The organism is Streptomyces sp. ISL-100 (assembly GCF_018614615.1).
Lineage (GTDB): Bacteria > Actinomycetota > Actinomycetes > Streptomycetales > Streptomycetaceae > Streptomyces.
Map to the genome: position 1 here is coordinate 19,433 of NZ_JAGGOK010000084.1, position 20,951 is coordinate 40,383.

Genomic DNA, 20,951 nt, shown 5'->3' on the forward strand with positions numbered 1-20,951 from the left:
CTCAAGCGCCGGACGGGCCGCGATGGAGCCCCTCCGGCGCCTGAGTGCGTGTTTTCCGTCCGCGATGCCGCAGGTCGTACGCCAGCAGGGTCAGCGCCGTCAGTGCCACCACCCCTGCCGATTCGACGGCGATGGTGGGCCACACCAGTTCTCCGTCGAGGGACTCCAGGAAGCCGAACAGGCCGATGGTGAGGCTGATGACCAGGGCGGCCAGCGTGCCGGCCGTGAACAGCGCTCCGAGGGCGGCCGGAACGCCGACGTAACGCGTGGGGAAGGCCAGCAGTGCCAAGGTCAGCAGGGCGCTGCCGATGGCGTTGAGCAGGAAGAGCACGCCGATGGTGTCCAGGTCCCGGTAGCCGCCGTCGTCCCAGAGGTAGAGGTGGATCGCGCCCATCGCCGCGGTCAGCGCGGCACTTACCAGTCGCAGTGCGATCACACAGGGAGCACGCTCAGTAGCCATTGTTCCTCGACGGGGTCTCGTTCACCGGCGCATCGCCGCCGCCCACGGTGATCTCCATCTTCATGCCCAGGTCCTCGTGCCCGCCGACGGGGCAGTAGACCTCGTGGGTGCCGGACTTCAGGGTGACCCTGAGCGTCTCGGAGGCTCCGGGAGCGAGCGTCTTGGTGCGGTGCTCCCCCGAGGGGCCTTCGATCTCCAGGGCGTGGTCGTGCTTGCCGTTGTTCTTGGCGACGAAGGTGTGGTCGCCGGCCTTGAACGTCTTCTCCGACAGGGTGATGCGGAAGTCGGTCATGTCGGCGTTCACCCGTGTGACTCCCGCTTCGGTGGTCCGCTCCGGGGGTGCGGATGTCGTCGTATCGCCGCGCCCTTCGCCGCCTCCGTTGCCGCCCCCGCAGCCCGCCAGCACGCCCGCCAGCGCTGCGGCCGCGAGCCCCAGTCCCACGCGGCTTCGCCATGGCTCAGCCCTCCGCAGGAGTTCCGTCGTGCAGTGGATACGGATGAACCGCGCCGATGGATTGGCAGGAGAATGACGAGTGTGACTTCCCGTGGAGGCGGAGCAATCCCTTCGGGGAGGCCGACCGTATCCACTGGTATGCGGAGAATGGGCCTCCCCCTCGGACGCGCACCGGACGAGGCACTGCTGTCAGGTCTGACGACGGGCGACCCCGAAATCGCCGTCGCGTTCGTGCGCCGCTTCCAGCGCACGGTCTTCGGCGTGGCCATCGCCGTCGTCGGCGATCCCCAGCTCGCCGAGGACATCGCGCAGCAGACGTTCGAGCGTGCGTGGCGGCACGCCCAGGTGTACGACTCCCGCCGCGGGTCGGTGAAGACCTGGCTGATGACCATCGCGCACAACCTGGCGATCGACGCGGTCCGCGCGCGCAGGGCCACTCCCGTCGCACCCGAAGACCTGGACCCACTCCTCGACATCATGACCGACACCCCCGAACGGCAGGCGCTCGCCGACGAGACTGCGGCCCGGATACGAACGGCGTTGGCGGCCCTGCCCCGGGAACAGGCCCGCGCCTTGGTGATGGCCGGGATCTACGGGATGACCGCCCAGCAGATCGCCCAGTTCGAGGGGATTCCGCTGGGCACCGCCAAGACGCGGATCAGGACGGCGATGCGCAAACTGCGCACGGCCCTCGGGAGCGAGGTGAGCCGATGATGAGCACGGGAGGAGGCATGACCTGCGACCGGATGCGGGACCTCGCCGCCGAGCTGGCGCTGGGCATCCTGCCCGCCCAGGAGCGGGCGCAGGCGGTCGCGCATCTGGACCGCTGTCCCGGCTGCCGGCAGGACATCGAGCAGCTGACTCTCGTCGGAGACGGCCTGCTGGGGCTGCTTCCGGGCACTGAGCCTCCGGTCGGCTTCGAAACCCGCGTCGCGAACCGGATGAACCCCGAGCGGTCGGCGACGCCCCGCCTACGCCTGCGCCGGCGTCTGCGGGTCACAGCGGCCGCGGCTGCGCTCGCCATCGCGTGCGGCTTCGGCGGCTGGGCCGTCGGCACCTCCTTCGACGACGCCCCCGCCCCCTCGTCGCAGGCCCAGGGGCAGCCCGTTCTGCTCCAGGCTGCCCTCGTCGCGGGCGTACAGGAGGTGGGCCGGATATACGTCTATCCCGGTTCGCCGGGCTGGGTGTACATGTCCGTCGACCTCGAAGACGGCGGCGGAACGGTCCGCTGCCGGCTCGAACGCTCCGACGGCACCACGGTCCCCGTCGGCTCGTTCTCACTCAAGGGCGGCTACGGCTACTGGGGAGCCCCGGCCCCGGTGGACCCGGCGACGGTGTCCGGCGCACAGCTGCTGGCGACCGACGGCTCCGTCCTCGCCACCGCGAAATTCCCGACGCGTACCTGATCCGTACCTGTTCCCTGCCCGGTTCCTGCCTGGTCCCTGCCTGGTCACACCGCCGTCCTCGCGGTCACCAGCCGATGGCCCCCCAGAACCGCGCCGAGCTCCGCGAGGAACCGCTCCGACAGCGGCGGCCAGTTCCACAGGACCATTCCCAGGTGAGCCACCGCGACCGGCGGGTCGATCTTCCACGCGAGGAAGCCGGACCTCTCCCCGCACCGCACGCAGGCCCCGCTGCCCGGGCCCGTACCGCCGAACCAGGCGTACAGGTCGTCGAGCAGCGGGGCCCACGCGCGCGTCCACATGTCGGGGCCGCTGTCGGCGGGCTCGGTCGTGGCACCGCAGTGCGGGCAGGTGGCCGTCCAGAGGTCCGCGCACACGTATACGCGGCGCTCGATCTCCATGCCGACACCGCACGCCCCGCCCACCGTCACCTCGTCCTCGGTGACGGCGCACGCGGCGTGCGGTCCCGGCGGCCTGCCGAGCTCGTCGCCGAGCAGGCAGTTCGTCAGCTCGCCCTCGACGATGCCCTGGTGCTCCAGCCAGTCCATGACCCGGCCGGCGAGCTCGGCGGCTTCCTCCGGCCGGGCGTCCAGGTCGGCCACCCATACGTACGCATCGCCCATGCGCCGCACGCTATCCCGTATTCGTCATCCCTTCGCGCGGCGGGTCTTCGCCCCCAGCGCGTAGAAGACCAGCCCGATGCCCAGGAACAGCAGCAGCGGTACGACCTGGCTGAGCGTGTACTGGAGCCGTTCGCCCGCGAAGGCCTCGGGCAGCGAGTCCGCGGCCGTCCCCTCGGTGCCGAACCAGCCGACGCCGAAGCCCGGCCAGATCAGTACGACGACGGTGAAGGCCACGAACCCGGTCGCGAGCGATGTGACGAGCCATGCTCCGGCGCGGCCGCCCGGGACGGCGTACGGGCGTGTGACGTCCGGGTACTTGCGGCGCAGCACGACCAGGCTGGGGAAGGTGATGACGTACGAGATGAAGGTGGTGCAGATCGTCAGGCCGAGACCGGCCGCGAAGTACTTCTCGCCGTCGCCGCCGGTCAGGTTGAGTGCGACGACGAAGAGCAGGGACGCCAGGACGGCCGAGAGCAGGTTGACCCGTACCGGCGTGCCGTGCTTCTCGGAGATCGCGCCGAGCCAGGCCGGGCCCGCTCCGTCGGCGCAGGCGACGGCCTGCGCCCGGTGGGCGCCCATGGCCCAGGTGACGCCGCTGGTCAGCAGCCCGATGATGAGGCCGGCCGCGGCGATCCCGCCGAAGACGGAGCCCGCGCCGGTGAGGGTGACCGTACCGTCGGCGGCGATCGAGCCTCCATAGACGGTGAAGACGGCCTTGCAGGCGTCGATGAAGCCGCCGAGGCTGCCGATGTCCTGGCTGGGGAGGACAAAGAGGATGCCGAGGATCGGGCCGCCGTACAGGACGAGGGAGGCGAGGCCGGAGCGGAGGATGGACAGGGGGATGTCGCGGCGCGGGTTCTTCATCTCCTCGGCGGCGGAGCTGGGGAGTTCGAAGCCGACGAAGTTGAAGATCAGGACGGGGACGAGGGCGACGAAGCCGACGTAGGTGGGGGCGAACTCACCGGCCGGCAAAGTGTGTACGCCGTTCTTGGCGGCGAAGACGACGACGGAGACCAGGAAGAAGCCGAGCAGTACGATCCGGGCGATCGCGCCGGCGATCGGCACCCACTTGCCGATGCGCACGGACTGTACGACGGCGAGCGCCCCGCCCCAGATGAAGACGAGTCCGGCGGCGTACTTCCAGAGTCCGGGCAGCGGAGTGAAGAACTCCTCCCAGGTGGTGAGGGCGATGATGCACAGGCTGCCGCCCACCCAGACCGGGTTGGAGATCCAGTAGAGGATCTGATTGACGCCGGCGGTGAGCCGCCCGAAGGCGAGCCGCGTCCAGACGTACGGGCCGCCCTGCACGGGGAAGGCGGATCCGAGCTCGGCGACGAGCAGTCCGTACGGGAGGAAGAAGGCGACGGCGAGGATCGCCATCCAGGTCAGGCCCTGGGGGCCCTGCGCGGCCACCGAACCGATGGTGTCGAGGCCGACCAGCGTGCATATGAGGAAGAAGAGGACATCGAGGCGGCGCAAGTCCTTGTGCAGCCTGCCGCGCTGTTCGCCCCAGCCCTCGGAGAGGTCGGGGGCTCCGGCGGCTGCCGCTGCTCTTGCTGTTGTTTCTGTCCGGGAGGGAGGTGCTTGGGTCACGGGGCTGACTCCTACGGCGGTACGGGCGAGTGCGTACAGGCGCGGCACTTCTTCACACTTCACATTGACTGAATGGCCAGTCAGTAGAGGCGACTGTGGCCCGCGCCACAGTGCGCTGTCAAGGGTTCGACGGCATCCGTGAGACCGGCCTGGTCAAGTGACCCGTGTGTAGGGTTACCGCGTGGCAAGAGTCCGGTTGAGCGTGGAGGAGCGGCGCGAGGAAATGCTGCGCGCCGCAGTCGAGCAGATCGAGGCACGGGGTGTGAGCGCCGTACGCATCGCCGACGTCGCCTCGGCCCTCTCCGTGAGCAACGCGCTGGTCCTCTACCACTTCTCGACCAAGGAGAAGCTCGTCGCGGCCGCCTTCACGTACGCCGCCGAGGGTGATCTCGCACAGCTGCGCAAGCTGCTCGGCCGTCGTACCAGCGCCGTCCGCCGGCTGCGCGCCGCGGTCCGCTGGTACGCGCCGACCGGGCAGGCCAAGGGGTGGAAGCTGTGGATCGAGGGCTGGGCGGCCTCGCTGCGTGAACCGGCCCTCCGCGAGGTGGCCCGTGATCTGGATCAGCGGTGGAAGGCGGCGCTGGCCGAGGTCATCGCGGAGGGCGCGGAGGCGGGCGAGTTCCAGTGCGAGGACCCCGTGTCCGCGGCCTGGCGGCTGACCGCGCTGCTGGACGGACTCGCGGTCCAGATGACGTCGTACGCCGGGTCCTTGTCCCGTGCCGCCATGCTGGAGTGGACCGATGACGCGCTCGCCCGCGAACTGGGCGTCGAGCGCGATGTGCTGGCAGCCGCGGGGCGCTGAAGTCCCCGCCCCGCCCCGTCCCGCCCTGTCCTGTCCCGCCCCGTCCCGTCCCGCCGGATCAGTCCAGTTCGTATACCGCGGTGACGGTGACCTCTTCCCGGATCTCGCCGGTCGCCACCTGCACCTTCCCCTCGTCGAACGCCGCGCCGGGCACGTCCAGCGGGCGGTGCATGCCGCTTCCCGTCTCGGCGAGCGACACGAGCCGCCCGAGCCGGCGGCCGCTGAGGCGTGCGTACTGCTCGGCCTTCGCGCGTGCGTCGGCGTGGGCGGCCTCGCGGGCCCTGGCGCGCAGGGCGGACGGGTCGGCCACGTCAAAAGTGACGCCGTTGATCCGGGCCGCGTCGCCCGCCGCTTGCGTCACGGCTTCGACGACAGCGCCGGTCCTGGTGATGTCGCGGATCTTGACGGAGAACGACTGGCCCGCCTGATAACCGGTCAGCTTCGAGGGCCGGTCGGTGTGCTGGTAGACCGCGTTCAGCGACAGACCCTCCGTCCGTACGTCGCGGTCCGCGATGCCCTGCTTGCGTACGGCGGCGAGCAGCGCGTCGGCGGCCGCGGACTGAGCGGCCAGCGCCCGCTTCGCGGTGGGCTTCGTGGCCTCGACCGTGGCGGTGAGCACCGCCATGTCGGGGGCGGCCGACGCTCTGCCTTCGCCGCCCGCGGAGACGGTAACGGCGTCGGCGACCGGGGCGGGAGCCGGCGCGGCTGCCGCAGGGGCTGCCCCGAAGGCGGGTGCGACGGCGCCGCCGAGCAGCAGTCCACCGGTGAGCGCAGCGGCGGTGAGGGCCGTAGTCACGGACATGAAGGTGGTCCTTCCAGAGGTAGGAGGGCCATCCCAGCACCGGCCGCCGCCGGACCGGTCGCGCCACTCCAGCCCTGTCACCTCTCCGTACCAGCCATACTGTGCCTCAGCGGGGATCCGGAAGGGGTTGCGGTGTCTGAACAGCTGTCCGAACAGCAGTCCGACCAGCATGGTGAGCAGGCGGTGTACGACGTCCTGGTCATCGGCGGCAGCGGGGTGGACACGGTCGTCCGTGTCGATTCGCTGCCCGTACCGGTCGCCGACTCGTTCGGCGTGCCACCGATCCGCGAGTGGCCGGGGCATACGGGAGGCAATGTCGCGCTCGGCTGCCGGGCTCTTGGACTCGACGTGAAATTCCTCGACTTCATCGGCGACGACTGGGTCGGCGGTCAGGTCAGGGAGCGGCTCGCCAAGGGCGGTGTCGACTTCGAGCCGCTGATCTCACCGGCGGGCACCCGCCGCGCGGTGAACCTCGTCGACAGCGCGACGGGCCGCCGGATGTCCTTCTACGACGCCCGCGACCCCGGCGATCTGCGCATGCCCCGCGACTTCTACCTCCCCCACCTGCGGCGGGCCGGGCATGTGCACCTGTCCATCATGGACTTCGCCCGGCACCTGCTCGACGACATCGAGGAGCTCGGCGTCCCCGTCTCGACGGATCTGCACGACTGGGACGGACTCGCCGATCATCACCGGGAGTTCGCGCTCCGCTCCGACCTGGTGTTCCTCAGCGCGGCGGGAGCCGGCGAGCGGATTGCCGCCGTGATGCGCGACATCCTGCGCGAAGGCCGCGCCGAGGCCGTGGTGGCCACGGCGGGTGCGGGCGGCTCGTACCTGCTGACGAGGGACGGCAGCCGCACCCCGCGCCCGATCCCCGCGACCGTGCCGAAGGGCCCGGTGGTGGACTCCAACGGCGCCGGGGACGCGTACGTCAGCGGGTTCCTGTACGGACGCCTCGCCGGCCGGGGTCTGGAGGAGTGCGCCCGTCTGGGCGCGCTGGCCGGCGCGCACGCCTGCACGACGGAGGGCAACACGGACCTGATCGGACCGGGTGACCTCCTCTCCTCCTAGAGCCGCGTGGGCATTTCTCAGGTCTGCTTCACCGGTTCGTACGCGTCCTGGCCGAGCCCGAACGTCCAGGCCACTCCTTCCTTCGCGGTCCTCGTCCTGGGCGGCACGCGCAGCCAGTACGTCCGGTGTGTGCCGTCCGGCTCGGGGGTGGAGTTGACCACCTCGACCATCACCACGTCCTCGTCGCCCTGCAGGGCGATGCGCCAGAGGATGCCGGTCTCGTCGCGGTGGACCGGCTGGGCGCCGGACTCGCTGAGATAGCGGTCGTAGCCGTAGTGCTCCAGCATCACGCGGCGCAGCTCGGCGTTCTCCTCCGCCCGGATGCGCTCAGGTGTCAACGACGTGAGCTCGTCGAGGAACGCGGCGGGTACGGGCATGCCGCGCCAGGCGTACAGCGCGAAGCCGTCGGGGAAGGCCAGGGCGGGGCCGTCGCCCCGGTCGAGCCGTCCCGCCTCGTCCCGGTGGAGCTCCACCGGCCGTTCGCTGATCACCACGGTGTTCTCGTACGGCCACCACCAGCCGGCGTGCCTGGCCACCTGCGCCAGTCCGGCGAGCCGCTCGCCCCGGCCGTCGAACGCCGCGAGCCAGGCGGCGTCGTGCTGACCGAGCACGGCGTCGAGCATGACCAGCCGCACATCGGACTCGTCTTCCGGGTGCTCCATGAGCTCGGCGACGACTCCGGCCCGTATCCGCTCGGCCAGTTCCCGGGTGGTGTCCCACAGCTGGGCTCCGGTGGCGGACCAGAGATCGGCCCAGCCGCCGGGACCCAACTCGTCGTGCAGGCGGCGCCGTTCCTCCGCCCACGGCCCGGTACGCACCTCGTCGCGCACCGGCCTTCCCGCACCGGTGAGCCGTTCGACGGTCTCGACGGCAGCCTTGGGCGAGGCCGCCCAGATGATCCGCTCCGGCTCCGCGAGACCCGCCGTGCGGTAGGCGAGCCGCACGCCCTCCTCGGCAGCCGAGCGGTCCGCCCCGCCGGTCGCCGCCGCGACGGCCCGCCAAGTGTTCACATGCTCCATCGAATTCCCTGTCCCCTGATCCCTGATCCCTGATCCCTGGCCCTTGATCCCGCGTCGTCACTGGTTCCCGCGCCGCTCAGTCCGCGACGATACGGACTGATCCCGGTACGTACTCGCGCTGGCGCACCACCCGGTACCAGCCCTTGGGCAGGGGTATCGCCGCGTGCTCCTCGTGCACGACGCGTCCGCCGTCGGGCAGATGGAGCAGCATCGGATCGAGCGGGCCCGCCTGCCGCACCAGCCTTCCGGGCCCCTGCACCGCGTGCGCATGCCCGGTGACTTCCCCCAGTGCCAGCACCAACCGTCCCCGCGCGTCGCGTCGTTCGCCGGACGCGTCCGCCAGATGTGCCGGCACCGCCGACTCGTCCAACGGCACGATCAGTACGTCCCCTTGCCGGTACATGGCTGTCTCCCCTCCCGGGCCGCACACCCTGTGCCCACCATGGGGAAAACGCTACGGGCAGGGTCTGACAATCGTCGCTGACCTGCGAAAAGGAACCCACTGGCGGGATTGTCAGTGCCGCTTGATAAACCTTTCGCACGTCAGTCACTCGCACAGTGTCAGGAGACCAGGGCCATGTCCGGTGTGGACCATCTGCAGGAACTGCTCGGCCTCCCGGCCGTCGACTTCCGTCCCGACCCCTGCGCGCCGTTGCGCGCTGCGGAAGCGGTGGCGTGGCGCATCTCCGTGGACCCGTACGAGGACGAGGACGGGACGTGGGAGGAAAGGTTCGAAGAGTTCCTGAAGGCGGTCGATCCCGCGCGGGTTCGCGCGCTGATCATCGGCCAGTGGGGCGAGTCGTACGAAGAGGATTCGAGCTACCCCATCAACCTGGTCATCGCCGCGGCCGACCGGCTCACCTCGCTGGAAGCCGTCTTCATCGGCGACCTGACTCAGGAGCAGGCCGAGATCTCCTGGATCGAACAGTCCAACGTCACGGGTCTGCTCAGCACCTTCCCCCGTCTGCTGGAATTCGGCGTCCGCGGTGGTCAGGGCCTGCGCTTCCCGCCGGTGCGGCACGAGCGCCTGCGCTCGCTGGTCTTCGAATCCGGCGGTCTGCCGGCGACGGTCGTGCGCGGCATCACCGAGAGCGAGCTGCCCTGCCTGGACCACCTGGACCTGTGGCTCGGCGTCTCCGAGTACGGCGGCGACGCCGAAATCGCCGACCTCGCGCCGCTGCTCTCCGGCACCCTCTTCCCCGGGCTGCGCCATCTCGGCCTGCGTAACAGCGAGATCCAGAACGAGATCGCGGCGGCCGTGGCATCGGCACCCGTCGTCGCCCGGCTGGACACCCTCGACCTGTCGAACGGAACCCTCGGCGACGAGGGCGCCGCCGCACTGCTCGAAGGACAGCCGCTCACCCATCTCGAACATCTCGATCTGCATCACCACTTCCTCTCCGAGGAAATGGAGCAGCGAGTGGCAGACGCCCTGGAGCCCCACGGCGTAAGTGTCGACCTGTCGGACCGTCTGGAGCCGTGGGACAACCGCGGCGCCGAGGGCCGCTACACCGCAGTGGCGGAGTGAGCCGGACATGACCGACATCCAGCACCCCGAGACCTTCCACGGGCTCCCCGTCTTCACTCTGCCCGAGCCCGGGGACCCGCACGCCCCGCCTCTCCCGCCCGCGGACTCCGTGGCCTGGCGTCTGGACTGTCTGTGGAATGAGGACAATCCCTTCGCCGAGTTGTGGTCTCGCTTCCTCGACTCCGTTGACTCGACGCGGGTCCGCGCACTGCTGATCGGCCCCTGGTGGCACGGCGACTACGAGCACCTGCGTCCCGTCCTGGAACGGATCCTCGCGGACGCGGATCGTTTCCCCGCGCTGCGCGGACTCTTCCTCGGAGACGTCATCAGCGAGGAGTGCGAGCTGTCCTGGCTGGAGTTGACCGACGTAACCCCGTGCATCGAAGCGTTCCCGCGGCTCGAGGAGCTGGTTGTGCGCGGCTGCGGCGAGCCGCTCACCCACATGGAAACGCTGTCTCTGCGGCCGGTCGTCCACGACTCGCTGAAGGTACTGCGCTTCGAATCGGGCGGCCTGCCCGGTTCCGTCGTCCGGGCCGTCGGTGCATCCCGGCTGCCCGCCCTGGAGCGCCTGGAACTGTGGCTGGGTGTCACGGGTTACGGAGGCGACGCGACGGTCGCCGACCTCGCTCCCCTGCTGTCCGGCCGCGCCTTTCCGCGCCTGCGCCACCTGGGCGTACAGAACAGCGAGATCCAGGACGAGATCGCGGCAGCCGTGGCGGCGGCGCCCGTCGTCGCCCAACTCGACTCGCTCGCCCTGTCGATGGGCACCCTCAGTGACGCCGGCGCACAGGCTCTGCTCGACGGCCAGCCGCTCACCCACCTGAGCGAACTGGACCTGCACCACCACTACATCACCGAGCCCATCCAGCAGCGCATACGCAAGACGCTCGAACCGCACGGTGTGCGGCTGAACCTCGACGGACCCGACTACTGGGACCCCGAGGACGACGAACCCCGCTATGTCGCCGTCGACGAGTAACGGAAACAGCCGGGAGCCGCGCTTCGCCGTCGTCGGCAACCCCGCCAACCGCCGCGTCGCGCTCTTCCGGGACGCCGTGGCCGCCGCCGGGCTCCCCGCCGCCCGGGTCGTCCCCTGGCTGGAGGTGCTCGGGGGCCGGGCCTCGTTCCGGCCGGGCGAGACCGTACGGATCGACTCGCCCGGCGAGGATCCAGAGGTCGAGCGGCTGCTGCGGGGCGTCGGCGACGCCACCCGGGTGGAGGGCTCGGCGCGCTGGTACGAGCGGTTCACCGAGGCCGTACGGGAAGTGGGCCGGGCGGCCGCGGGCTGCGCCCTGCTCGACGACCCCGAGGAGCTGGCGGTGCTGTTCGACAAGCGGCTGTGCCATGCCGTGCTGCACGACGCGGGCGTCCCCGTGCCGCCGTCGCCCACCTCCGGTCCCACAGGACCGGTCGTACGCGGCTGGCCGGACGTACGCGAACTGCTGCGCGCGCACCGTATGCCGCGTGCCTTCGTCAAGCTCGCGCACGGATCGTCGGCCTCCGGTGTGCTGGCGGTCGAAACGGCGGGCCCCGGCCGCGTACGGGCCACCACCTCCGTCGAGCGCGATCCGCAGGGCCGCCTCTTCAACTCCCTGCGGGTACGCCGTTGTACGACCGAGGGCGAGGTCGCGGCGATCGTCGACGCGCTCGCACCGGACGGACTCCACGTCGAACGCTGGCTGCCCAAGGCCGCGCAGCGCGGCCGGGCCGCCGACCTGCGGGTCGTGGTGGTCGGCGGCAGGGCGACACACGCCGTCGTACGAACCAGCCGCTCCCCCATGACCAACCTTCATCTCGGCGGCACGCGCGGGGACCTCGACGGCGCCCGCGCCGCCATGGCCGCGGAAGCTGGGACGAGGCCATGGAGGTGTGCGAGCGGGCGGCCGCGTGCTTCCCCCGCACTCTCTGTGTGGGCGTCGATCTGCTGCCCGCCGTCGGCTGGCGCCGCTTCGCCGTCTGCGAGGTCAACGCGTTCGGCGATCTGCTGCCGCGCCTCAGCGGCCTGCCCGGCAGCGGCGCCGAGGGTCTGGACAGAAGCGGCACGCCCCCGGCAGCTTCACCTACGCCTCGCACCAGGCGATCTTCGCTGGTTTCCTGCCCACGCCCGCCGCGCCCGGTCCCCACCCCCGGCTGTTCGCCGCGCGCTTCGCGGGCAGTGAGACCACCGCGGAGCGCACCTTCGTCTTCGACGCGCCTGATCTCGTCTCCGGCCTCGCGGACGTCGGCTACCGCACCGCGTGCATAGGCGGCGTCGGCTTCTTCAACCGGCAGGGCGCGCTCGGCTCGGTGCTGCCGGGGATGTTTCAGGAGAGCCACTGGGAGCCGGAGTTCGGCGTAGCCTCGCCCACGTCCTTCGAGGCGCAGGTCACCCGGGCCGAGCAGGTCGTCGCCGGACTCCCGGCGGACCAGCGGCTGTTCCTGTTCGTCAACGTCTCCGCCCTGCACCAGCCCAACTGGTTCCACCTGCCGGGCGCCACCCGCGAGGCCGGTGACTCGCGCGCCACCCACGCGGCCGCTCTGGAGTACGTCGACGAGCACATCGGCCGCCTGTTCGCCGCCGCGAGCAGCCGCCGCCCCTGTTTCGCGATCGTCTGCTCCGACCACGGCACGGCGTACGGCGACGACGGCTACACCGGCCACCGCCTCGGCCACGAGGCCGTCTGGACCGTCCCCTACGCCCACTTCACTCTCGATCAAGGGGCCACCCCATGAGCACCACGCCGCCCCGCCCCTACCAGAGTTACGTCTACGCCTACCCGCACAAGACGGCGTACCACGAACTGAGGAACCGCCCCGCGCTCCGTGACCTGTGGGCGAACGAGCCCAAGAGCGCCCTCTCCCTCTACCTCCACATACCGTTTTGCGAGGTCCGCTGCGGCTTCTGCAATCTCTTCACCCGGATCGGCGCCCCCGACGAACTGACCGGCCGCTACCTCGACGCCCTCGACCGTCAGGCCACCGCCGTCCGCGAAGCCCTGGGCGACGACGGAGTGGGATTCGCCGCCGCGGCATTCGGCGGCGGCACCCCCACCTTCCTCGACCCCGGCGAGCTCGAACGGCTCTGCGACATAGCGGAGAAGCGGATGGGCGCGGACCTGAGCTCGGTGCCCCTCTCCGTCGAGGCCTCCCCGGCCACCGCGACCCCCCGACCGTCTCGCCGTGCTCGCCGACCGCGGCACGACCCGCCTCAGCCTCGGCGTCCAGAGTTTCGTCGACTCCGAGGCCCGGGCGGCCGTGCGCCCCCAGCGCCGCGCCGACGTCGAGACAGCCCTCGCCGCCGTCCGCGACGCCCGCATCCCGGTCCTCAACATCGACCTCATCTACGGCATAGACGGCCAGACCCCAGCCACCTGGCGCGTCTCGCTCGACGCCGCGCTCGCCTGGCGGCCGGAGGAGCTCTACCTCTACCCCCTGTACGTACGCCCGCTCACCGGCCTGGGCCGCCTCGGCGCCGAGGCCGACGCCGCCTGGGACACCCAGCGGCTGCGGCTCTACCGCCAGGGCAGGGACCATCTCCTCGCCCACGGCTACGAGCAGGTCTCGATGCGGATGTTCCGCCGCACGGACGCGCCGAAGCAGACGGCCGACGACTACGCCTGCCAGACCGACGGCATGATCGGCCTCGGCTGCGGAGCCCGTTCGTACACCTCGGCGCTCCACTACTCCTTCGACTACGCCGTCGACATGCGCGAGGTCCGCAAGATCATCGACGACTACACCGCCACTGACGACTTCTCCCGCGCGGAGGTGGGCCGGCACGTCGACGCCGACGAGGCCCGCCGCCGCCACCTCCTCCAGTCGCTCCTCCAGGCCGGGGGAATGCCACTGGCCGGCTACCGCGACCGGTTCGCCGCGGACCCGGCCGCCGACTTCCCCGCCGAGCTCGACCGCTTCGCGGCCCGCGGCTGGCTCGACGACAGCGCGCCGAAGGACCTGCTGCGCCTGTCCCCCGAAGGCCTCGCCCACTCCGACGCGCTGGGCCCCGAGCTGTTCTCCCCCGCTGTACGGGCCGCCATGGCCGCGTACGAACTGAAGTGAGCCCGGCCATGGACCTCACGATCCTCTACCGCGGCCCCCTCGCCTCCTGCGACTACGACTGCCCGTACTGCCCGTTCGCCAAGCGGCGCGACAGCCGTGAGCAGTTGAGCGCCGACCGCGCCGCACTGGAGCGCTTCACCGAGTGGGCCGCCGCGCAGACCGGCGACCGCCTCTCGGTGCTCTTCACACCCTGGGGCGAGGGCCTGGTCCGCTCCTGGTACCGCCGCGCCCTCACCGAGCTGTCCCGGCTGCCGCACATCCGGCGCGTCGCCATCCAGACGAACCTGAGCTTCCGCACCGACTGGCTCACCGAAGCCGAATCCGAATCCGGGGCCGATCTCGGCACGCTCGCGCTGTGGTGCACGTACCACCCGGGCCAGACGCCGTACGACCGCTTCCTCACCAAGTGCCGCGAACTCACCGCCCGTGGCGTGCGTTTCAGTGTCGGCGTCGTCGGCTTCCCCGAACATCTCGAAGAGGCGCGCAGGCTGCGCGCCGCGCTCCCCTCCGAGGTCTACCTGTGGATCAACGCGGCGGAAGGCCGCACCTACACGGACGAGGAAGCCGGCCACTGGACGGCCCTGGACCCCCTCTTCCCGTACAGCCGCCACCCCCACCGCTCCGCCGGTCTCCCCTGCCGGACCGGCGAGTCGGTGATCTCGGTGGACGGCGAAGGTACGGTACGCCGCTGCCACTTCGTGCCCGCCGAACTCGGCAACCTCTACGACGGTTCGTACCGCCGGTCACTGCGCCCCCGCGCCTGCCCCCTCGCCGCCTGCGACTGTCACATCGGCTACGTCCACCTGGAGACGCTGCCGCTGTACGACGTCTTCGCGGGCGGCGTCCTGGAGCGCGTCCCGGCCGCCACCCGTCTCCCCTCAGAGGGGCAGCAGATCGGGCCTCTTCGCCTCGACGTGATCACCTGACGACTCCCCGCGCAGCCGCCGCCCGATCCACGGCACCAAGTGCTCCCGCGCCCACTGGATGTTGTCCCGGCGCGCCTCCAGCGTGCCGCGCGGCGCCTGCGGCGGCCACGCCTGGTCCGGGTCGGCCGGTACGTCGAGCCCGAGCACCTGGGCGGCGCGCAGCGCGACCCGGGTGTGTCCCTCGGGCGAGAGGTGCAGCCGGTCGCCGTCCCAGGCGCGCCTGTCCTGCACCGACTTGAGCGACCACAGGTCGAGCACCGGGCAGTCGTAGCGGTCGGCGACCGCCCGTACGTGCGCCGTGTACGTGGCGATCTTGCCCCGCAGATGGCGCAGCACCGGAACGCCGCGCGTGTCGAAGCCGGTGGTCACCATGACGGTGCCCACGGCGTTGGTGAGGTCCGCGACGGCCCGTTCGAAGCGCTCGGCGACGTCGTCGGGGTCGCTGCCCGGCCGGAGGATGTCGTTGCCCCCGGCGCAGAAGCTCACCAGATCGGGCGCCAACTCCTTTGCGCGCGGGAGCTGCTCGGCCACGATCTGGTCGAGGAGGCGGCCGCGTACGGCGAGGTTGGCGTAGCGGAAGGTGTGCTCGGGGACGCGGTCGTCGAGGAGTACGGCGAGCCGGTCGGCCCAGCCGATGAACGTACCGTCGGGTCCGGGGTCGCCGACGCCTTCGGTGAAGCTGTCGCCGATCGCCGCGTACGACCCGATGGTGACTGCATTGAATGATCTCGAATCGTCTGCCACGTCGGTACATCCTTCACTGGAGCGAGTGACCTACGCCACCGTAGGGAGGGGTTGACGCGGCGTGATATACGACACCGGTCAAGATTCACCCAACCCGGAATAGACCGAAAAAGCACGTACGCCCCCTTTTGCCGCCGGATGTGGCAGCGAAAAGGGGGCGTACAGGAGCGTTCAGAAGCGCCCAGTCGGATCAGACAGATCAGATGGTGACGCCGTGGCCGCGCAGGTAGGCCAGCGGGTCGACGTCCGAGCCGTAGCTCGGGCCGGTCCGGATCTCGAAGTGCAGGTGCGGGCCGGTGGAGTTGCCCGTGCTGCCGGAGAGGCCGATCTGGGTGCCGCCGCCGACGCTCTGGCCGGAGGAAACGGACAGCGAGGACAGGTGGGCGTACTGCGAGTAGCGGCCGTCCTCGTGCTTGATGACGACCTCGTTGCCGTACGAGCCGCTCCAGCCCGCGGAGACGACGGTGCCGGCACCGACCGCCTTGACCGGGGTACCGCTGGACGCGGAGAAGTCGACGCCCGTGTGGTAGCCGCTGGACCAGCTGCCGCCGGCCATGCGGTACGGGGTGGTGACGCCCGCGGAGACCGGGGCGGTGAAGCCGGATCCGGTGCTCGGCGCGGCAGCCGCGGGGGCGGCCTTGGGGGCCTCGGCCTTCGGGGCGGCCTTCACGGGGGCGGGCTTCGCCGGAGCGGCCTTCGCCGGGGCGGCAGCCTTCGCGGGGGCAGCGGCCTTCGCACCGATGGTCAGCTTCATGCCGGGCAGGATCAGCGAGGGGTTGCCGCCGACGACCTCACGGTTGTCGTCGTACAGCTTCTGCCAGCCGCCACGCACGTCCTGCTCGTCGGCGATCTTCGACAGGTAGTCGCCGGAGACCACGGAGTAGGTCTTGGTGCCGGTCTTCTTCTTCGGCGCGGCCTTCTCGGGAACGGCCGAGGCGGCGGACTTGCCGGCGGACGCGGCGGCCGGGGCTGCCTTCTCCGCGGCGTTCGCACCGGTGGCGGCGATGAGGGGAAGTGCGAGTACGGCCCCGCCCGTTCCGGCGGCGACAAATCCGCGAGTGAGCGAGTTGGACCTCGGGCGGCGGTGCTTACCCTTTGCGGGCATGGAACATTCCTCTCCGGCGCCTACGAGGTGAGCTGTCGGGTTCGGGCTGGAGATGCCCGGCCGCGCTGGTGCGCGACTTAACCCCAAAGCCGGTCCGGACGGTGAAACTTCCCCGATGACCGGCGTACTTACCTGGGTCCCCCGCTCCTGCCACGCGTGAGTGAGTGTGAGTGCGGATTCCGGGAGGTGGCAGGATTCGGCGGTCCACCCGGATTGACGGTGACCGTAAGCCGACGCGGCTCTCCCGTACAAGCCGGTCCATTCATTACGCCATTGCCCCACGAGAATTCATGACGCAATTCCCGTCACCCTCTGTGGATTACGGATCTTTACGCCCCGCCCGCCAACTGGCATTTACTCGCGGAGCTTCGCCACGCACCGTCACGAATATGATCCTGCTCACCAGCGGCCCCGCCATTTCCCGTACCCCCAGGGGGAGTTACACCGAAATGGTCCGTTTCGCCCCAACTGCCACTTACCTCCCACACTGCACTTTAAGGGCGTCAAATCCCAGGGCTCACATCCTCCGCAGCCGGAAGACCGCCGCGTCGAGATCGCCGCGCAGCGCGGTGCGCAGCCCCCGGTGGAGCAGTACGGAACCCCGGTGCACGGCAGAGGTGTCGAGGCAGGCGTACGCCGCATCCGGGTCCAGCCCGCGCAGACGCAGCGGCGGCTGCTCCTCGCCGTAATGCTGCGCCTGGAGCCAGGCGAGGACGACGGTGTCGTCACCGCGCACGTACTGAACGGCGCTGAGCCCGCCGTCGGGCGCGCGCAGCCGGTACAGCTCGCCGTGCTGCACAACCGGCCTGATCTCCTTGTACAGGTCCACCCACTCGCGCGCCTCGGCGATCTCGTCCTCGCCCCACCCGGTCAGATCGCCCCCGATGCCGAGCACGCCCGCCATCGCGCTCACGAAGCGAAAGCGCAGCGAGCTGACCCGTCCGTTGAGCTGAGTGTTCGGGCTGTCGGTGACCCACGCGGCCATCGCCCGCGCCGGGTGCAGCTGGCTGAAGCCGTGCTGGATGGCGAGCCGGTCCAGCGGGTCGGTGTTGTCGGACGTCCATACCTGGTCGGTACGGGACAGAATCCCGAGGTCGATCCGGCCGCCGCCCCCCGAGCACGACTCGAAGGCGACGCCGGGATGCGCGGCCCGGAGCCGGTCGAGGAGCGCGTACAGGGCGTGCACGTGCTCGGTCCACAGCCTCTGCGGGTACGGTTCGCCCGGCCAGCCCGCGTCGGTGAAGCAGCGGTTGAAGTCCCACTTCACATAGTCGACGGGCGCGCTCGACAGCAGCCCGTCGAGCTGCTCCCAGAGGTACGCCTGGACGTCGTCCCGCGCCAGATTGAGGACGAGCTGGTTACGGAACTCCGTGCGGGTGCGCCCGGGATGATGCTGCACCCAGTCGGGATGCGCCCGGTACAGATCACTGTCGGCGTTGACCATCTCGGGCTCGACCCAGATCCCGAACCGCATGCCCAGCCCGTGCACTTCATCAGCCAGCGGCTTCAGCCCACCGGGGAAGCGGTCCGGATTCGGCGTCCAGTCCCCGAGCCCGGCGCGGTCGCTGACCCGCGCGCCGAACCACGCGTCGTCCACGACGAACAGCTCGACGCCGATGTCCGCGGCCCGCCGCGCGAGCGCGAGCTGCTGGCCCTCGGAGATGTCGAACCCGGTCGCTTCCCAGGAGTTGTAGAGAACGGGCCGCGAGCTCCGAGCGTCGGGCATGACGTGCGCGAGCTGCCAGGCGTGCCAGGCCCGGCTCGCCCCGCCGAACCCGCCGTCGCTCCACAGTCCGGCGAAGACGGGCGTGGTGTACGTTCCGCCGGGCGCCAGCCGCAGCAGACCCGAGTCGTCGTGTCCCGCCCCGCCGGTGATCTGCACCGTCCCGTCGGGCAGTTGCTGTACGGCGATGCGCCACGACCCGGACCAGCCGAGCGCGCAGCCGTACACCTCGCCGCTCTCCTCCGTGGCGCCCTCCGCGTCGAGAGCGACCCAGGGCAGGTGCTGGTGGCCGGTGTGGCCGCGCCGGCTGCCGAGTACCTTCTCGCCGGGGGCGAGGTCCGATCGTACGAGCCGGGATTCGGCCGCCCACCGGCCGTGCAGCTGGCTCAGCCGCCACCGCTCGCGCCGGGGCAGCGTCCAGGCGGCGGCGTCGGCCCGCAGCAGCTCAAGGGCGGGGGCGTCGGCCGGTCCTTCGTGCGCGACGGTGGCCCACCGCTCCACGACGTCGGAGTCCGCGCGCATCCGGTAGTGCAGGGTGAGGCCGAGGTGATGGACGGGGTCGGTGAAGCGCAGCCGCAGTTCGTCGCCGGCCGTGGTGGACCCGGCGCAGCGCCACTCGGTGCCGCGTACGGCGGGCGTACGCACCGACAGGGCCGGCCGCACGAAACGGGGGCCGCCCTCGACGGGGTACTCCTCACGTCCGTCGAGCTGCGACTCGAAGGGCCAGTACTGCGGCGGCGGTTCGGCGGCGAGCGACTCGGCGTCGGCGAGGGAGATCCGTGGCCCCCAGTGCAGGTGAACCAGCTCGTCGCGGTCGGTGAGGTGCAGCGCGTAGCTGCCTGCCGCCCCGGAAAGCAGCCAGGTACGGCCGTTGCCACGGGTCTCGATCATCAAGTCCCCCAGATTCGCACAGGTACGAACATCTTCGTACGTCCGGTCTCTCCGGTGCAACGACCGCGCGGGCCGGTCCGAGATGATTGCCCCAGGAACCCATGTCGTATCGTCGAGACGCGCCGAAGTCGGCGAGCAGCGCCGACGGCAGACTTCAGGAGCCCACGTGACACAGCAGCTGCCGCAGGTCCCGTCGACAGAGCCCGAGCAGACCGAGCCCGAGCTTGCCGCAGTGCGCAACTTCCGCGATGTGGGCGGCCTGCCGACGGTGGACGGGCGACGGGTCCGGCACGGCGTCCTCTTCCGCAGCGGTCACCTGGCGCACGCCACCCCCGCGGACGCGGCGTTCCTCGGTTCGCTCGGCCTCCACACGATCTTCGACTTCCGCAATGAGGCGGACCAGAAGCTGGAAGGCCCCGACATCGAGCTGCCGGGGGTGCGCAACGTCAACCTGCCCTTGACGGACCCGGCCGACGGCGCGGTGTTCTGGAAGATGGTTCGCGACGGGAACCTCGACGAGCTGCGCGAGATCCTCGCGGACGGCAAGGCCGCGGACCGGATGTCGGCAACGTACCGGATGATCATCAAGGAGCGTAAGGCCGAGCAGAGCCAGGTGCTGCACGCGCTCGCCGGGGAAGCCGTCCCCGCGCTGATGCACTGCGCGGCGGGCAAGGACCGCGCGGGCCTGTCGATAGCCGTGACCCTGCTGGCGGTCGGCGTCGAGCGCGAGGCCATCGAGGCCGACTACCTGAAGTCGAACGACCCGCACCGCCGCTACAAGGTGCATCGCAGCGACAACTCGTCGACCGGTATGTCGCCCGAGGTGATGGAGCTGCTCAGCCCTCTCTTCGAGGCCCGCGCGGAGTACCTGGCCGCCGCCTTCGAGACCATCGAGGATGTCTGGGGCACCACGGACCGCTACCTCTCGCAGGGGCTGAACGTCACGCCCGAGATCCGCGAGCGGCTGCGGACGCGCCTGCTCGACGAGAGCTGAGCGCAGCCGGTATCAGCGCTCGCCACCCAGCGTGAAGAGCAGGAAGACGAAGGCCGCGAAGAGGTGGCCCGCGACGACGTACACGAAGACACGGATCGCCAGCCCCCCGGGGATCTTCTCTTCCACGAAACGGCGCGCGGGAGTCTTCTCATCGGGCAACGGCATCTCAGGTCTCCTGGGGGAGGCACAGCCCGGCGGCGGCGCTCTGCAACAACGTGTGAACGAACAGCAGGTCCGCCCCGGCCGGGTCTGTGGCCGCGATGCGGTGCGGGGTCAGCGAGTCGAAATGCGCGCTGTCCCCGGCATCGAGCTGATGGACGCTCTCACCGAGCACCAGCCGCAGCCGCCCCGACAGAACGTACAGCCACTCCTCACAGGAGTGGACCCGCACCAGGTCGCCCTGAGCGCCGTACGGCACATGCACCCGCAGCGCCTGCGTACCACAGGCCCGGACCGTCGGCCCTGTGGTACGTCCAGCCGTCGACCTCGTCCGCCTCGGCCTCATCCGCACGCAGTACGGCGTCCCGATCAGCCGGTGTCTCGCCGAGGAGGGCGGACACCGTCGTACCTTGAAGTTCTCTCCCGGTTGAACCCAGGAGACTCTCTCCTGGATCGCTCCGGGGAGTTTGACAGGCATGCCTGTCCGGCGACGACCCTCCCGGCCGCCGGAGCAAGTACGTGACTCACTCGGGTCGTCGGGGACTTGGTTGTCGTCCCCGACGGAGCGACGAGCGTACCAGATGCTTTACGCAGCGATTCGGCGGAGCCACTCAGA

At 70.7% G+C, this 20,951-nt stretch carries 20 protein-coding genes, 3 pseudogenes and 1 riboswitch; of the genes and pseudogenes, 11 read left to right on the forward strand and 12 right to left on the reverse strand.

Annotated elements, in window-relative coordinates; all coding sequences use genetic code 11:
* Window position 1 precedes the first annotated feature (1 nt).
* Together J7E89_RS33420 and J7E89_RS33425 are read right to left on the reverse strand one after the other, a co-directional pair.
* Entirely contained in the window at window positions 2-460 is a 459-nt protein-coding gene (locus tag J7E89_RS33420) for a hypothetical protein (protein ID WP_214978971.1), read from the reverse strand.
* The gene (locus tag J7E89_RS33425) at window positions 450-902 is read right to left on the reverse strand and encodes a copper-binding protein (RefSeq protein WP_308315681.1); all 453 of its coding nucleotides are present in this window, start codon (window positions 900-902) and stop codon (window positions 450-452) included. Before J7E89_RS33425 ends, J7E89_RS33420 begins: the two co-directional genes overlap by 11 nt.
* A gap of 150 nt (window positions 903-1,052) precedes the next feature.
* On the opposite strand from J7E89_RS33425, the gene J7E89_RS33430 reads away from it, so the two are divergent.
* A complete protein-coding gene (locus J7E89_RS33430; RefSeq protein ID WP_214978974.1) occupies window positions 1,053-1,628 on the forward strand; it encodes an RNA polymerase sigma factor in 576 nt (191 codons plus the stop codon).
* A gap of 17 nt (window positions 1,629-1,645) precedes the next feature.
* Entirely contained in the window at window positions 1,646-2,320 is a 675-nt protein-coding gene (locus J7E89_RS33435) for a zf-HC2 domain-containing protein (protein WP_214978977.1), read from the forward strand.
* A 44-nt stretch (window positions 2,321-2,364) separates the two neighbouring features.
* On the opposite strand, the gene J7E89_RS33440 is transcribed toward J7E89_RS33435, so the two are convergent.
* Window positions 2,365-2,940 (reverse strand): hypothetical protein, encoded by a 576-nt coding sequence (locus J7E89_RS33440; RefSeq protein ID WP_214978980.1) that lies wholly within the window; start codon window positions 2,938-2,940, stop codon window positions 2,365-2,367.
* A 24-nt stretch (window positions 2,941-2,964) separates the two neighbouring features.
* A complete protein-coding gene (locus J7E89_RS33445) occupies window positions 2,965-4,533 on the reverse strand; it encodes an APC family permease (protein ID WP_308315682.1) in 1,569 nt (522 codons plus the stop codon).
* Window positions 4,534-4,714: 181 nt separating this feature from the next.
* Between J7E89_RS33445 and J7E89_RS33450 the strand changes: the two genes are divergently transcribed.
* Window positions 4,715-5,335, forward strand: coding sequence for a TetR/AcrR family transcriptional regulator (locus J7E89_RS33450; protein ID WP_214978983.1), 621 nt, complete (start codon window positions 4,715-4,717; stop codon window positions 5,333-5,335).
* 58 nt (window positions 5,336-5,393) lie between these two features.
* Here J7E89_RS33450 and J7E89_RS33455 read toward each other — a convergent pair whose 3' ends face one another.
* The gene (locus tag J7E89_RS33455) at window positions 5,394-6,137 is read right to left on the reverse strand and encodes an SIMPL domain-containing protein (RefSeq protein ID WP_214978986.1); all 744 of its coding nucleotides are present in this window, start codon (window positions 6,135-6,137) and stop codon (window positions 5,394-5,396) included.
* A 195-nt stretch (window positions 6,138-6,332) separates the two neighbouring features.
* On the opposite strand from J7E89_RS33455, the gene J7E89_RS33460 reads away from it, so the two are divergent.
* Window positions 6,333-7,208 (forward strand): carbohydrate kinase family protein, encoded by an 876-nt coding sequence (locus tag J7E89_RS33460; RefSeq protein WP_214979108.1) that lies wholly within the window; start codon window positions 6,333-6,335, stop codon window positions 7,206-7,208.
* Window positions 7,209-7,225: 17 nt separating this feature from the next.
* Here the strand turns inward: J7E89_RS33460 and J7E89_RS33465 are convergent, their stop codons facing one another.
* Window positions 7,226-8,227: a DUF6745 domain-containing protein gene (locus tag J7E89_RS33465; RefSeq protein WP_214978989.1), complete on the reverse strand. Its 1,002-nt coding sequence runs from the start codon at window positions 8,225-8,227 to the stop codon at window positions 7,226-7,228.
* Window positions 8,228-8,303: 76 nt separating this feature from the next.
* The gene (locus J7E89_RS33470) at window positions 8,304-8,630 is read right to left on the reverse strand and encodes a hypothetical protein (RefSeq protein ID WP_214978992.1); all 327 of its coding nucleotides are present in this window, start codon (window positions 8,628-8,630) and stop codon (window positions 8,304-8,306) included.
* A gap of 174 nt (window positions 8,631-8,804) precedes the next feature.
* Between J7E89_RS33470 and J7E89_RS33475 the strand changes: the two genes are divergently transcribed.
* The 6 genes and pseudogenes from J7E89_RS33475 to J7E89_RS33500 all read left to right on the forward strand — a co-directional run bounded on the left by J7E89_RS33475 (window position 8,805) and on the right by J7E89_RS33500 (window position 14,719).
* Window positions 8,805-9,755 carry an STM4015 family protein gene (locus J7E89_RS33475; RefSeq protein ID WP_214978995.1) on the forward strand — a complete coding sequence of 317 codons (951 nt, stop codon included), beginning with the start codon at window positions 8,805-8,807 and terminating at the stop codon, window positions 9,753-9,755.
* A 7-nt stretch (window positions 9,756-9,762) separates the two neighbouring features.
* Window positions 9,763-10,734: an STM4015 family protein gene (locus J7E89_RS33480; RefSeq protein WP_214978998.1), complete on the forward strand. Its 972-nt coding sequence runs from the start codon at window positions 9,763-9,765 to the stop codon at window positions 10,732-10,734.
* Window positions 10,715-11,811: pseudogene (locus J7E89_RS33485) on the forward strand (STM4014 family protein); the annotation flags it as partial. The gene J7E89_RS33480 and the pseudogene J7E89_RS33485, both read left to right, overlap by 20 nt.
* Complete coding sequence (locus tag J7E89_RS33490; protein ID WP_374196944.1) at window positions 11,694-12,467, forward strand: STM4013/SEN3800 family hydrolase; 774 nt, start codon at window positions 11,694-11,696, stop codon at window positions 12,465-12,467. The pseudogene J7E89_RS33485 and the gene J7E89_RS33490, both read left to right, overlap by 118 nt.
* Window positions 12,464-13,793 (forward strand): annotated as a pseudogene (locus tag J7E89_RS33495) (STM4012 family radical SAM protein). The gene J7E89_RS33490 and the pseudogene J7E89_RS33495 overlap by 4 nt, the downstream one beginning before the upstream one ends.
* Before the next feature lie 8 nt (window positions 13,794-13,801).
* The gene (locus tag J7E89_RS33500) at window positions 13,802-14,719 is read left to right on the forward strand and encodes an STM4011 family radical SAM protein (protein WP_214979001.1); all 918 of its coding nucleotides are present in this window, start codon (window positions 13,802-13,804) and stop codon (window positions 14,717-14,719) included.
* Here J7E89_RS33500 and J7E89_RS33505 read toward each other — a convergent pair.
* From J7E89_RS33505 to J7E89_RS33515, 3 genes are all read right to left on the reverse strand, one after another.
* Entirely contained in the window at window positions 14,672-15,463 is a 792-nt protein-coding gene (locus tag J7E89_RS33505; RefSeq protein ID WP_214979004.1) for an SGNH/GDSL hydrolase family protein, read from the reverse strand. The two genes, J7E89_RS33500 and J7E89_RS33505, sit on opposite strands and share 48 nt — an antisense overlap.
* 199 nt (window positions 15,464-15,662) lie before the next feature.
* Entirely contained in the window at window positions 15,663-16,568 is a 906-nt protein-coding gene (locus J7E89_RS33510; RefSeq protein WP_214979006.1) for a LysM peptidoglycan-binding domain-containing M23 family metallopeptidase, read from the reverse strand.
* A 2-nt stretch (window positions 16,569-16,570) separates the two neighbouring features.
* A riboswitch (cyclic di-AMP (ydaO/yuaA leader) is annotated at window positions 16,571-16,745 on the reverse strand.
* A gap of 340 nt (window positions 16,746-17,085) precedes the next feature.
* Entirely contained in the window at window positions 17,086-19,182 is a 2,097-nt protein-coding gene (locus J7E89_RS33515; protein ID WP_214979009.1) for an alpha-galactosidase, read from the reverse strand.
* Between the two features lie 166 nt (window positions 19,183-19,348).
* On the opposite strand from J7E89_RS33515, the gene J7E89_RS33520 reads away from it, so the two are divergent.
* The gene (locus J7E89_RS33520) at window positions 19,349-20,176 is read left to right on the forward strand and encodes a tyrosine-protein phosphatase (protein ID WP_308315683.1); all 828 of its coding nucleotides are present in this window, start codon (window positions 19,349-19,351) and stop codon (window positions 20,174-20,176) included.
* A 12-nt stretch (window positions 20,177-20,188) separates the two neighbouring features.
* Here the strand turns inward: J7E89_RS33520 and J7E89_RS33525 are convergent, their stop codons facing one another.
* Both J7E89_RS33525 and J7E89_RS33530 read right to left on the reverse strand, forming a co-directional pair.
* The gene (locus J7E89_RS33525) at window positions 20,189-20,341 is read right to left on the reverse strand and encodes a DUF6126 family protein (protein WP_214979015.1); all 153 of its coding nucleotides are present in this window, start codon (window positions 20,339-20,341) and stop codon (window positions 20,189-20,191) included.
* 1 nt (window position 20,342) lies between these two features.
* Window positions 20,343-20,751 (reverse strand): annotated as a pseudogene (locus J7E89_RS33530) (cupin domain-containing protein); the annotation flags it as partial.
* Between the last annotated feature and the right edge of the window lie 200 nt (window positions 20,752-20,951).

Coding starts and splice junctions, on each gene's coding strand:
- J7E89_RS33455 (WP_214978986.1), bottom strand. CDS start 6,137: ATGTCCGTGACTACGGCCCTCACCGCCGCTGCGCTCACCGGTGGACTG.
- J7E89_RS33435 (WP_214978977.1), top strand. CDS start 1,646: ATGACCTGCGACCGGATGCGGGACCTCGCCGCCGAGCTGGCGCTGGGC.
- J7E89_RS33480 (WP_214978998.1), top strand. CDS start 9,763: ATGACCGACATCCAGCACCCCGAGACCTTCCACGGGCTCCCCGTCTTC.
- J7E89_RS33515 (WP_214979009.1), bottom strand. CDS start 19,182: ATGATCGAGACCCGTGGCAACGGCCGTACCTGGCTGCTTTCCGGGGCG.
- J7E89_RS33510 (WP_214979006.1), bottom strand. CDS start 16,568: ATGCCCGCAAAGGGTAAGCACCGCCGCCCGAGGTCCAACTCGCTCACT.
- J7E89_RS33440 (WP_214978980.1), bottom strand. CDS start 2,940: ATGGGCGATGCGTACGTATGGGTGGCCGACCTGGACGCCCGGCCGGAG.
- J7E89_RS33525 (WP_214979015.1), bottom strand. CDS start 20,341: ATGCCGTTGCCCGATGAGAAGACTCCCGCGCGCCGTTTCGTGGAAGAG.
- J7E89_RS33430 (WP_214978974.1), top strand. CDS start 1,053: ATGCGGAGAATGGGCCTCCCCCTCGGACGCGCACCGGACGAGGCACTG.
- J7E89_RS33465 (WP_214978989.1), bottom strand. CDS start 8,227: ATGGAGCATGTGAACACTTGGCGGGCCGTCGCGGCGGCGACCGGCGGG.
- J7E89_RS33475 (WP_214978995.1), top strand. CDS start 8,805: ATGTCCGGTGTGGACCATCTGCAGGAACTGCTCGGCCTCCCGGCCGTC.
- J7E89_RS33420 (WP_214978971.1), bottom strand. CDS start 460: ATGGCTACTGAGCGTGCTCCCTGTGTGATCGCACTGCGACTGGTAAGT.
- J7E89_RS33470 (WP_214978992.1), bottom strand. CDS start 8,630: ATGTACCGGCAAGGGGACGTACTGATCGTGCCGTTGGACGAGTCGGCG.
- J7E89_RS33500 (WP_214979001.1), top strand. CDS start 13,802: ATGGACCTCACGATCCTCTACCGCGGCCCCCTCGCCTCCTGCGACTAC.